The organism is Dyadobacter endophyticus (genome assembly GCF_014641595.1).
GTDB classification, from domain to species: Bacteria; Bacteroidota; Bacteroidia; order Cytophagales; family Spirosomataceae; genus Dyadobacter; species Dyadobacter endophyticus.
In genome coordinates, this window is record NZ_BMIA01000006.1 from 97,284 (window position 1) to 109,467 (window position 12,184).

The following is a 12,184-nucleotide window of genomic DNA, read 5'->3' on the forward strand; positions in this document are numbered from 1 at the left end:
ATCCCAAGGCTTAAGCCTAGGGTTGGTAGCCGACACCCTGGCTGGCTGACCCAGACAGTTGCCGCGCCGCAGGTAGTACGCGCCAGACATTGGGGAACCTGTATGCGTACGAGGGCGGCATGATCCACCATACCGCCCTCGAGTCATCAGTCTTATGCTTCTCCTACTTGCCCAGCGTCTTGAAAAGCGACCCTTTGGCCACCCTATCCGTTAACGCCATACCATTGATAATAGCTAGTTCGTCGAGCTTGCCGTCGGGCTGGTTGTTGTCTTTCAATACCTCGCGCAACGTTGCATCGCGTTGGGCAGTTTTAATGCGGATGCGCTCTGGCTGGCGGTTGAGGATACTCTGGTCCGAAACCGATTTGAAGCCTTGTGCTACTGAGCGGAACTGCCCCGCATTGGCGGCATAGTTTCCGGCCGTAGCCACACCGTGGATGGCGTAAATATTGCCGCCGTACTGGATCAACCACGTACCCACCTGAATCGTGTTGGCCGTCGCAGCGACAGCCTGGCCATTTTGCCCCTGCTCCGCTTGCTGCGATACCATCACCACCGCCGGGTTACCATTGATAGTGGCCTTTTCGTTCTCAATCACTTTCAGGCCATAATTTTTCACTACCGCTTGCGCCGCCTCATCCAACGTTTTACCCTGCGCCAGTGTAAAGAGCATCATCGATTTGCCGTCTTTGGCGGCCATCTGAAATTGCGCTGGCGAGTTTTCATATTGCCAGCCACTCGGCACCGGGAACTGGAATTTCAGTGATGGGTGGTAGAAGTTGTTGTTTTCTACAAAGCCCTGCTGCGGGTCGTTTCCATAAATAACACCGTCGATTTTGCGCAGGTACGCGTCGCGGTTCACATTGTACTTGCCCGGGTGGGCTGTCTGGTATTCGGTAGCCAGTTTGCCCACCTTCTGCATACGGTCGCCTGGATCAGGGTGGGTGGACTGGAACGTCGGGATCGACTGGCCCGCTTTTTCAGAGATTCTTTTCAGTGTACCAAAAAAATCGGCCATTTCTTTGGCATCATACCCGATTTTACTCGAATAATCGACTCCGATTTTGTCGGACTCGGTCTCGTGGTCGCGGCTGTAACTTAAAAACAGCAAGCCCAGCGCTTGCTGCGCCTGCTCGCCCATGGCCCTCACCTGCGGAGAAAGGATCATCCCTGCTGCCAGGCCTACCTGACCAAAAATCTGGGAAGTCTGTTGCCGGGCCGAGTGCCGGGCTGTAATGTGGCCGATCTCGTGGCCGAGTACCCCGGCGAATTCGGCCTCATTATTAAAATGCGCCATAATCCCCCTTGTAAAGTATACGTAACCACCGGGTACTGCAAATGCATTCACGACCGGCGAGTCCACGATGAAGAACTTGTAGGGCAAATCGGGCCGGTGCGAGATCTTCGCCATGGCCATTCCCTTTTCGTTGATGAAGGATTGCAGGTTCTTATCGTCATAAATGCCCATTGTCGCTACAATAGACGGGTGCGATTCGGCTCCGAGCGCGATCTCTTTCTCTTGCGACATAAAGACGATCTCTTTTTTGCCCGTCACCGGATTTTTGGAACAACCTGCCAGCATTCCCACCGCCACAAACGCCGGCAGAATGCGAAATGAGTATTTCATTTTCATAAAATTCGAAAAATGACTTGAATGAAGGAGTTGGTCAAAATTAAAAGTTCTCTCGATTTATATGCAAAGAATCATGCCAAATAGTGACTTCGGTTGTTGGATATCCGCTTTCGGCAATCGGCCGGCGGCTATGAGTCCATGAAAAATATTTTCCTTTGCCTCTGCATATTATCTAAATTACGTCTTCATCCGTAACCCGGGCGGCATAAAACTTTTAAAACAGGAACCCTCGCCTTTTTGCATGAGACATCATTTACTACACTATGAGTTTTAAAAAGATCACATATAGCGCGCTTCCCTCCTGGCTCGCCCGACTGGATTTTCTGGGCCTTTTCGAGAAAGACCCGTTCGGCAACTACCTTGCTATTAAACGATTACTCATTTTCATATTGGGCTGGTTTACCTATTACCGTTACACGGCCGTCAACAAAATCCGCATTACCGGTACCGAAAACCTGATGGACCTACCCGACCAGGGCGTGCTTTTCCTATCGAACCACCAGACCTATTTCGCCGACGTCATCGCCTTTTTCCACATTTTCTGCGCTGTCAAATGGGGCTATAAAGACACCATGTCCCCACCTTTTTACCTGCTCTCGCCCCGGGCCAGAATGTACTATGTAGCCGCTGCAGAAACTATGAAAGGTGGTTTTTTACCCAAAGTGTTCAGTATGGGTGGCGCCATTACCATCGAGCGCTCGTGGCGGGCGAACGGCGAGGATGTAAAACGTCAGCTCGACACCTCCGCGCAGGACCGCATCGGCGAGGGTTTGCAGCATGGCTGGGTCGTAAGCTTCCCGCAAGGAACCACTAAACCGTATGCCCCTGTACGCAAAGGCACTGCACACCTGATCAACGACCATCGCCCCATCGTGATTCCGGTCGTGATCAATGGTTTCAGAAGGGCTTTTGATAAAAAAGGTTTGCGTTTCAAAAAAAGGAATACCAGGCTGACAGTACAATTCAAACCACCGATGCATTTCCGACCCGACGAATCGGTTGAAGAAATGATCGCGCGCGTAACACAGGCGATCGAGCAAGAGCCTCCCGGCGAACCGTCGCATGCCGACATTTAGCATGGTATGCTTTTTTCAAATCAGCATTTATGGGAAAGAAAGTACTGATCACCGGCGGCTCAGGCCTCATTGGCAGGCGGCTGACGCAAATGTTGCTCGATAAGGGCTATGAAATTGCATTACTAAGCCGGAAAAAGCGGAACATTCCGTCGGTTCAGGTTTTTGAATGGGATATTCAAAAGGGTTATATCGAAGAGGGGGCGCTCGACAACCTCCATTTCCTCGTGCATTTGGCCGGCACCAACGTCGGCGAAGGCCGATGGACCGAAGAGCGCAAAAAATCCATACTCGAAAGCCGCACCGAATCGATCCGTCTCATCGCCCGAAAACTTGCCGAAAAGCAGATTAAACCGGCCGCATTCACATCGGCATCAGGCATCAGCTACTACGGACAGGACACCGGCGACCGCAAAAACACCGAAACCACACCTGCGGGCAGTGATTTTCTCTCCCATGTGAGCATCGAATGGGAAAAAGCGGCGGATGAAATTGCCGCGTTGAATGTCCGTACCGTCAAACTTCGGACCGGCATTGTGATCAGTAAAGATGGCGGTGCAATACCGAAAATGGCACTACCAGCTCGCTTCGGCCTTGGTGCGCCGCTCGGCTCGGGAAAGCAATGGCTTTCCTGGATACACCTTGATGATATGTGCAGAATGTATATGGAAGCGCTCGAAAATGAAAGCTGGCAGGGAGCTTACAATGCAGTTGCAGCACCACCCGTCACGAATGACGGTCTTACAAAAGCTATTTGCAAAGTTCTCCATCGCCCGCAATGGCTTCCTAATGTGCCCTCTTTTGCATTGAAATTGGTTTTCGGAGAAATGGCAGCGGTAATATTGGGAGGGAGTTATGTGGTGAATGAAAGAATTGAACGCGAAACGGGGTTCCATTATCAGTATGGCGAACTCGAAGATGCTTTGAAGGCAGAGCTCTCCTGACAACGGTCATTCTTCCTCCTCCCCCTCCAATTCTTCTTCCTCGATCGTCAACACCTGTACCGTTTCAAGCCATTTTTCCCGCTGCACCTGCGCTTTAAAATCATCCAGTACATTCAATTGCACATTGCCATTGCTGAAAACCGACATTTGCAATCCTACAAATGCGAGTACCTCATTCAGGCGGTCTTCGAGAGGCGTGGCGCTGAAAATACATTCTTCCCAATACCATTCCAGCGACTCTCCCGCCACCTCCTCCGCAATGCCGATATAATCTTCAAGCGTATAACCGATAAACGGCTTGCCAAAGCGCGTCCATAGCAACCGCATTACATCATCCAGCGATTGCGCGTGATTGGTTTTCTTCCTCAAATACAAATCGAGGATTAAAGCCACCAGCGCACCTTTGTGGTAAACCGATACTTTCCGGTTCGGAATGCCTTTTTCATAGCCATCCAGCCAAAGGTCGAACGACGATTCGGCCAGCGATTGTGCCGCGTGCGCACTGCTTTCGAAATGGCGCTTCATATATACCTGCAACTCCTTCACATATGTCTCGTCGTTGAAAACGCCGGCGCGTCTCAGGAAAAGGTCGCCATAATAAGTGGTACAGCCTTCGGCAACGAAGCAGGTGCGGAAGTAGTTCTCTTTGGTAAAATCATAAGGCAAAAGCTCCGCCGGGCGGATCCGGATGATATTCCAGGTATGAAAAAGCTCGTGCGAGCTTATACCCAGGAGATCGGAATAGAGGCCCTCACCCTCGTCGTCGGGTCCCAAAACGATCATGGTGGAGTTCTGGTGCTCTACGCCGTGGTAGAATGCGTTCGGCAAAATCAGGTTCAGGAAATGGTAATCCTTTTCGGGGAACTCCTCCATCATGGCAATCTGCTCACGGGAGAAACGTCGGAAATCACGCTCGATGCGGCGCCAGTTGGGTTTGAGATTACCATGCATCCATATTTTGAACCAGATACCGCGAACCGCGTATTCGCATTGCTGCAGGGTTGCGGAAGCCAGCATCGGGCTGTCAACCAATTGGTAAAAATCCCTTGCCGATAATGCATTCTTACCTGCCGATGGCAATCCGCACGCGATCTGGTAACCATCGGGCAAATCAAGCTCCACGTGATAAGCTTCTGTAATCCGGCCCTCAGTGTACATACAGAAATTGACGAAGTTGAGATACCACAATTCTTCGTCTACATAACTGCTGCCCGCATTTTGAATGGATGCGTAATAGGTGTAATGTATCCGCACCTCGTTTTGACCGGCAGTTCCAACCCGCCAGCGATCTTTGGTTACCTTATGCAAAGGCAGTTTGTGACCGGCGGCTGATATTGCTTCGATAAATTGAATATTTTTGGCGAAGTTTTGAAGCTCGTACCGGCCCGGGCGCCATGCCGGCAGCTGGATTTCGATCTGTTCGCTATTGATTTCGGGGATAGTGTAAATGATGTCAAGAAAACGGGATTGTGGGTCAGGTACCGAAATGTGATAGAGCATAGACGAAACGCGTGGTGTTAAGTGGAGCCGGAAGCGGAGTTTCAGTAGACAAAAAGCAGATAGTCCTACGTTACCAGTTACAACATTATAAAATAAACGATTTTAAGATGAAAAGTAAAATCCTCCTGCCAATCCTGTTCCTCCTGGCGGTTTTGATCAGTCCTTCGCTTATGGCCCAGAACGATGAATACTACCGCCCCGATTCACTTCGGAAGGACCAAGCGGAAAGAAAGGAAGTACCTCCCGTTGAAAGAAAACCACAAGACCAGAAGCCTGTTCTGGCAGAGAAGAAGAAACTGGCAGATTTCGAGGACAAAAAGTTTATTGAAAGACTGCGCCTAGGAGGCAGTTTCGGGCTGAGCCTGGGAACTGTTACCAATATCAACGTGTCACCGATGGCGGGCTACGAGCTGACCGAAAAGCTGGTAGGCGGCGTAGGCGCGACGATCATGTATTTCCGCTATAAATATTACGATATCAGCACGGCATACTACGGCGGCCGTGCATTCCTGATGTACAACGTGGTCCCGCCTGTTAACATCATCGCGGAATACGAAGCATTAAATGTAGAAGGATCGTACCAGAAAAGACAGTGGCTGGGATCACCCATGGCGGGGGCGTCGTATTCGCAGCCAATTGGCGGGAAGTTTATCAAAGCCGTCCATTTGACCGCATTATACAATTTCAGCTACGACAGTCAGATCGACAAATACAGCGGGCAGAACCTCTCGCCCTATGGCAGCCCGTTTGTTTTCAGGGTAACGTTTCTGTAAGTATTATATTTAAGCCTAATTTTTTAAGTCTTCATTTGAACTAACCATTCAGATGGAGACTTTTTATTCAATATCAACTCTAATTATGGAAAACCCCGTATTAATTTTTGGCGCCGGCGACCTTGGTATGCAGGCCCTCGATATTTTCAGGAGAAATAATGTACTGGTTTACGGTTTGCTCGACGACCACGCCGAGCTGCACGGCAAGGAATTCGCGGAAGTGAGCGTGCTCGGCAATACCGACGACACGAGCTTCCTCAATATACTAGGTTCCAAATGCGAAGCATTCATTGCGATCGGCGAGCGTTCGGTCCGGGAACGGCTCGTGGAAACCCTGACCGAGGAATTCAAGAGTATGCCTGTAAATGCCGTCCACGACAGCGCGGTAATTTCGGGCATGGCGGCGATCGGCCACGGCAACCTCATCGCAGCCCGCGCTACCATCGGGGCACGTACGGTGGTCGGGCATCATTGTCTGGTACAAACGGCGGCGATCATTGACACGTCGGCTATCGTGGGCGACTTCGTGACCATTGGTGCCGGCGCAATCATTAATGACCGCGTAAAGCTGGCCGACGGCGTGTTCGTCGGTTCCGGGGCGGTGATTGTTGCGGGAATTGAAGTGGGCAAGAATGCGCGGATCGGCGCAGGATCGGTCGTAGTTGAGAATGTACCTGCGGGAGCAACCTATTTTGGCAATCCGGCCCGGAAAATCTGATAACACAAAGGATTGGCGCCAGAAAGCAACAATTTTCCGGCCCAATGTTTTTTATTAAACTGAAACACATTACCTTTGCACTCCTTTTGACAGAAAAAGTGAAAGAGCTAAGTAAATACAACATAGACATTTACGGTTTGGAAGACAAACAGTATGACTATGATATGGAATCCGGCGACGCTTTTTTTGAGGAAATGGAGCAGGAACTGATCGAACACGGGCACTTCAAAACGCACGTCGTTCTGAACAAATCGGCGACGATGATCCAGCTCCGTTTTCACACAACAGGAAGCGTAACCCTGACTTGTGACCGCAGCCTTGAGACGTTCGAAGAACCCATTGATTCCGACGAACGCATCATATTAAAGTTCGGCGATCACAACGAGGAACTCACGGAAGAGATCGAGATCATCGGCCGTAACACCAACAGGATTAACGTAGCGCGTTATATTTTCGATTTTATCGCGCTGTCATTGCCTGTAAAAAAGCTCCACCCGAGCCTGCGAAGCGAGGAAGACGAATTTGATTTGGAAGATGACGAGGAGGAGGGAACGCTGGTGTATACTTCCGGTGGAACGGAAGAAGGGGATGAAACGGAGGAAGAAGAAAAAGTTGATCCGCGGTGGGAAGCGCTCAAAAAACTGAAAAAATAGTAGTAACCCTAGGCTTCAGCCTAGGGACATAAATAGTAAATAACAATAGACCAAAAATATCATGGCACATCCTAAGCGGAGACATTCCAGCACCCGTCGCGATTCACGCAGAGCGCACGATTTCCTTACCGGAAAGCAGTTGGGAACTGATGCTACAACCGGAGAAATCCACCAATTGCACCGTGCACACGTACACGAAGGCAACCTGGTTTACAGAGGTAAAGTTGTAGTAGAGAACTATACTAAAACGGTTTAGTTTCAGTCGATGAGCAATTCAATTTCGCAGCAGCCCTATAAAAGTTGTTGCGAAATTCTTTTTTACTGCGGCACATCTGCTAAATTTACACCTTCGGTTTCTAACTTATTTGTCAAAATAACAGCGTGTAAATGAAAATTGCGGTAGATGCTATGGGGGGAGATTTAGCTCCGCAAGCAATTGTTGAAGGGGTCATTCAAGCCTCTTCTGAGCTACCATCCGAGGCGAGAATCGTTTTAATTGGCCGTGAAAATGTGATCTGGGACATCTTCAACCAGCACAATTTCACCCCTACTAATGTTGACGTCGTTCACGCAGAAGATGTGATCGAGATGGGGGAACATCCTACCAAAGCCCTTTCTCAAAAACCCAATTCCAGCATTGGAGTAGGTTTCAAGCTTCTGAAAGAAAAAGAGGTAGACATATTCTGCAGTGCAGGAAATACAGGCGCCATGCACGTAGGCGCCCTTTTCAGCATTAAAGCCATTGAAGGTATTCTTCGCCCTGCCATCGCGGGGCTGGTGCCGCAGGTTGGGGGCGGTTATGCCGTTATGCTCGATATCGGCGCCAATGCCGACTGCAAACCGGAGGTACTTTCGCAGTTTGGTGAGATCGGCTCGATTTTCGCCCAGCATACCTTCCAAATCGACAAGCCACGGGTTGCACTGATGAACATCGGGGAAGAAGAGCAAAAAGGCTCCCTCACGTCGCAGGCCACCTATCCCCTTCTGAAACAAAACAAGCGCATTAATTTTATCGGAAATATCGAGGGGAAAGATCTCTTCACCAACAAGGCCGACGTGATCGTTACCGACGGCTTTACCGGCAATATTTTGTTCAAGCTCGGGGAGTCTCTTTATGAGATTTCGAAGAAAAGAGATTTCCAAGACGATTTTATCGACCAAACGAACTACGAGTCCATTGGAGGCAGTCCCATTATCGGGGTTAATGGAAATGTGATGATCGCGCACGGGGTATCAACGCCTCTGGCCATCAAAAATATGGTTGGCTGGGCTTATAAGCAGGTGAAATCCAAAGCGTATCTGCACATCGCCCAGGCATTGAGCTAACGAAGGATGCAGACAACCACATGACTATGAAAAAACTGAAACTGTCCCTTTTTACCAAATCTATTCGGATTTTGAATAGTTGATTTATCATGACCCATATTAAAGCCTCTATAACAGGAATACAAGGTTATGTACCTGATTACGTGTTGACTAATGCAGAATTGGAAACAATGGTTGCGACGAACGATGAATGGATCGTTAGCCGCACAGGTATCAAAGAAAGGCGTATTCTCAAAGGTGAAGGTTTAGGAAGTTCACATATGGGTGCTGAGGCTGTAAAGGGATTGCTCGCCAAAACCAATACACGCCCCGAAGAAATCGATCTGCTCATCTGCGCTACTACCACACCTGACTTTGTTTTCCCCTGCACAGCCAACCTTATCTGCGATATGGCCGGCATCCGCAACGTCGGAAGTTTCGATATCCAGGCGGCTTGTTCAGGTTTTATTTATGCATTGACACTCGGCTCGCAGTTTATCGAGACCGGAAAATATAAAAAGGTCATCGTCGTAGGTTCGGATAAAATGTCCGCGATCGTCGACTACACCGACCGCAAAACCTGTATCCTATTCGGCGACGGCGCTGGCGCCGTGTTGCTGGAACCGGATACCGAAGGAAACGGGATTCTGGATTCTATCATCAAATCTGACGGGGCGGGCCTTCCCTACCTGAATCAGAAAGCCGGAGGAAGCCGCTATCCGCCCACCCATGAAACGATAGATAACAGGCTGCATTACGTTTATCAGGATGGTGCGCAGGTTTTCAAATTCGCAGTAACCAATATGGCCGACATTGCTGCCGATATTATGGAGCGCAACGGCCTGAACAGCGATAACGTAGCATGGCTGGTGCCTCACCAGGCCAACCGCCGGATCATCGAAGCCACCGCCAACCGCATGGGCGTAGGCATGGACAAGGTGATGATGAACATACACAAATACGGAAATACCACTGCGGCGACAATCCCGCTTTGTCTGTGGGATTATGAATCACAACTAAAAAAAGGCGACAACCTGATACTGGCGGCTTTCGGCGGAGGCTTTACCTGGGGCGCGATGTACCTCAAATGGGGTATCGGAGCGTAAGCATGTGATTTTCATTAAAGCATTATCATACAATTCATTAGCATAAAAATGGCAACTACTGCAGATTTGCGCAACGGTTTGGTAATTCACTTCAACCATGATCTTTTTCAGGTGATTGAATTTCAACACGTGAAACCCGGCAAAGGAAACGCGTTCGTACGTACCAAACTGAAAAGCCTTACTAGCGGCAAAGTACTGGACAATACGTTCTCCTCAGGCGCAGGCATTACGCCCGTGCGTGTGGAAAGACACAAATTCCAGTTCCTATATAAAGATGAGGTTGGCTACAACTTCATGAACTCCGAAACATTCGACCAGGTATTGATCGACGAAAAACTGGTGACCAACGCCGACCTTATGAAAGAAGGCCAGGAAGTTGAGATCCTGATCAATACTGAGACGGACGCTGCGCTGCTTTGCGAATTGCCTCCATTTGTTGAACTGACCGTTACCTACTCGGAACCTGGTTTGAAAGGCGACACCGCTAACTCTCCCAAAAAAGCGATCGAAGTAGAAACGGGCGCCCGCATTATGGTTCCTTTGTTCATTGAAGAAGGCCAGAAAATCAAAGTCGATACGCGCACATACGATTACGTAGAAAGGGTTAAATCTTAACTAAATGGAAACCAGAGAAATCCAAAAACTAATTGACTTCATTGCCCAATCGGGACTTGATGAGGTGAATATTGAAACGGCAGACCTGAAAATCAAGGTAAAACGCTTTGCAACTGCACCGGTAGTAGCCTATACTTCGGCACCCGTCGCGGCGCCTGCGCCTGCAATCGCTCCTGCGGCTCCCGCAGCAACTGCACCGGTAGCTTCGGCTGAGCCGACGGTTTCCAAAGAACCAGCTTCTTCGAACCTGATCACCATTAAATCCCCGATGATCGGTACTTTCTACCGCGCATCGAGCCCGGAAACACCGGCATTCGCCAACATCGGTGACGAGATCAAACCCGGAAAAGTAGTTTGCGTGATCGAGGCGATGAAACTGTTCAACGAAATCGAATCCGAAGTATCAGGTAAAATCGTGAAGATCCTGGTTGAAAACGCAACTCCGGTAGAATTCGACCAGCCATTGTTCCTGGTAGAACCTGCATAACGCAGCGAACCAAAACTCACTGAATTACATGTTTAAAAAGATACTCATTGCTAACCGGGGCGAAATTGCCCTGCGTGTAATCAGGACCTGTCGTGAAATGGGCATCAAAACTGTCGCAGTTTACTCGACAGCCGATCGCGACAGCCTTCACGTACGGTTTGCCGACGAGGCCGTTTGTATTGGTCCTCCGCCCAGCAGGCAATCATACCTGAGCATTCAGAATATCATTTCGGCAGCGGAAGTAACCGGCGCGGATGCGATCCACCCGGGTTACGGATTCTTGTCCGAAAATGCCGAATTTTCACAAATATGTGCCGATTACGGGATCAAATTCATCGGTGCCACCGCTGCCCAGATCAACGGGATGGGCGACAAGGCAACTGCGAAAGCGACGATGATCGCCGCCGGCGTACCGGTTGTGCCGGGCTCGGAAGGCTTGCTCGAATCTTTTGAACAGGGCAAGGAACTTGCGGAAGGCATCGGCTACCCTGTGATCGTGAAAGCGACAGCAGGAGGTGGCGGACGCGGTATGCGGGTGATTAACAAGCCCGAAGAATTCGAGAAAGCGTGGAATGATGCCCGCACGGAATCCGCCGCAGCATTCGGAAATGACGGTTTGTACCTCGAAAAATTCGTCGAAGAACCTCGCCACATCGAAATCCAGATCATCGGCGACCAGTTCGGAAAAGTGTGCCACCTTTCGGAACGCGACTGCTCTATTCAGCGTCGTCACCAGAAACTGGTAGAAGAAACACCATCACCCATTATCACGCCCGAATTGCGTGAGAAAATGGGAGCTGCGGCCATCAAAGGCGCTCAGGCGATCGGTTACGAAGGTGCCGGTACCATTGAGTTCCTGGTCGACAAGCACGGCGATTTCTACTTCATGGAGATGAACACCCGTATCCAGGTAGAGCATCCGATTACCGAAGAAGTTACTGATTTTGACCTGATTAAGGAGCAAATTAAGGTAGCGGCAGGGGAACCGATCTCCGGAAAGAACTACACGCCAAAGCTCTACGCAATGGAGTGCCGTATCAATGCAGAAGATCCCGCGAACGGATTTCGTCCTGCGCCGGGTAAAATCACCAACCTGCATTTCCCTGGCGGCCACGGTGTACGCATCGACAGCCACGTTTACAGCGGCTATACCATCCCGCCAAACTACGACTCAATGATCGCGAAACTGATCGTCAGCGGCCAGTCACGCGAGGAGGTACTTACACGTATGAAACGCGCATTACAGGAGTTTGTGATCGAAGGCATTAAGACTACGATTCCGTTCCATATCAAACTCATGGATGATCCCGGCTTCAAATCGGGCAATTTCACGACGAAATACCTGGAAACATTTGATTTTTCGACGCTCTAAAAAGC

At 49.8% G+C, this 12,184-nt stretch carries 13 protein-coding genes; 11 read left to right on the forward strand and 2 right to left on the reverse strand.

Going from position 1 to position 12,184, the window contains the following annotated elements:
• Positions 1-163: 163 nt before the first annotated feature.
• Positions 164-1,633 (reverse strand): M48 family metalloprotease, encoded by a 1,470-nt coding sequence (locus IEY24_RS29575; RefSeq protein WP_188938907.1) that lies wholly within the window; start codon positions 1,631-1,633, stop codon positions 164-166.
• A gap of 263 nt (positions 1,634-1,896) precedes the next feature.
• On the opposite strand from IEY24_RS29575, the gene IEY24_RS29580 reads away from it, so the two are divergent.
• Together IEY24_RS29580 and IEY24_RS29585 are read left to right on the forward strand one after the other, a co-directional pair.
• Complete coding sequence (locus tag IEY24_RS29580) at positions 1,897-2,709, forward strand: lysophospholipid acyltransferase family protein (protein WP_188938908.1); 813 nt, start codon at positions 1,897-1,899, stop codon at positions 2,707-2,709.
• A 29-nt stretch (positions 2,710-2,738) separates the two neighbouring features.
• Positions 2,739-3,650: a TIGR01777 family oxidoreductase gene (locus IEY24_RS29585; protein ID WP_188938909.1), complete on the forward strand. Its 912-nt coding sequence runs from the start codon at positions 2,739-2,741 to the stop codon at positions 3,648-3,650.
• A 6-nt stretch (positions 3,651-3,656) separates the two neighbouring features.
• On the opposite strand, the gene IEY24_RS29590 is transcribed toward IEY24_RS29585, so the two are convergent.
• Positions 3,657-5,150, reverse strand: coding sequence for a M61 family metallopeptidase (locus IEY24_RS29590; protein ID WP_188938910.1), 1,494 nt, complete (start codon positions 5,148-5,150; stop codon positions 3,657-3,659).
• A gap of 107 nt (positions 5,151-5,257) precedes the next feature.
• On the opposite strand from IEY24_RS29590, the gene IEY24_RS29595 reads away from it, so the two are divergent.
• From IEY24_RS29595 to accC, 9 genes are all read left to right on the forward strand, one after another.
• Positions 5,258-5,923: a hypothetical protein gene (locus tag IEY24_RS29595; protein ID WP_188938911.1), complete on the forward strand. Its 666-nt coding sequence runs from the start codon at positions 5,258-5,260 to the stop codon at positions 5,921-5,923.
• Positions 5,924-6,008: 85 nt separating this feature from the next.
• Entirely contained in the window at positions 6,009-6,641 is a 633-nt protein-coding gene (locus IEY24_RS29600; RefSeq protein WP_188938912.1) for a NeuD/PglB/VioB family sugar acetyltransferase, read from the forward strand.
• 44 nt (positions 6,642-6,685) lie between these two features.
• Positions 6,686-7,294 (forward strand): YceD family protein, encoded by a 609-nt coding sequence (locus IEY24_RS29605; RefSeq protein ID WP_188938913.1) that lies wholly within the window; start codon positions 6,686-6,688, stop codon positions 7,292-7,294.
• A 61-nt stretch (positions 7,295-7,355) separates the two neighbouring features.
• Positions 7,356-7,550, forward strand: coding sequence for a 50S ribosomal protein L32 (rpmF, locus tag IEY24_RS29610; protein WP_015813599.1), 195 nt, complete (start codon positions 7,356-7,358; stop codon positions 7,548-7,550).
• Between the two features lie 131 nt (positions 7,551-7,681).
• Positions 7,682-8,620 (forward strand): phosphate acyltransferase PlsX, encoded by a 939-nt coding sequence (gene plsX, locus IEY24_RS29615; protein WP_188938914.1) that lies wholly within the window; start codon positions 7,682-7,684, stop codon positions 8,618-8,620.
• A gap of 89 nt (positions 8,621-8,709) precedes the next feature.
• Positions 8,710-9,705, forward strand: a complete 996-nt coding sequence (locus IEY24_RS29620) for a beta-ketoacyl-ACP synthase III (RefSeq protein ID WP_188938915.1) — start codon at positions 8,710-8,712, stop codon at positions 9,703-9,705.
• Between the two features lie 48 nt (positions 9,706-9,753).
• Positions 9,754-10,320 carry an elongation factor P gene (gene efp / locus IEY24_RS29625; protein WP_188938916.1) on the forward strand — a complete coding sequence of 189 codons (567 nt, stop codon included), beginning with the start codon at positions 9,754-9,756 and terminating at the stop codon, positions 10,318-10,320.
• A gap of 4 nt (positions 10,321-10,324) precedes the next feature.
• Entirely contained in the window at positions 10,325-10,807 is a 483-nt protein-coding gene (accB, locus tag IEY24_RS29630; protein ID WP_188938917.1) for an acetyl-CoA carboxylase biotin carboxyl carrier protein, read from the forward strand.
• A gap of 28 nt (positions 10,808-10,835) precedes the next feature.
• A complete protein-coding gene (accC, locus tag IEY24_RS29635; protein ID WP_188938918.1) occupies positions 10,836-12,179 on the forward strand; it encodes an acetyl-CoA carboxylase biotin carboxylase subunit in 1,344 nt (447 codons plus the stop codon).
• Positions 12,180-12,184: the final 5 nt, after the last annotated feature.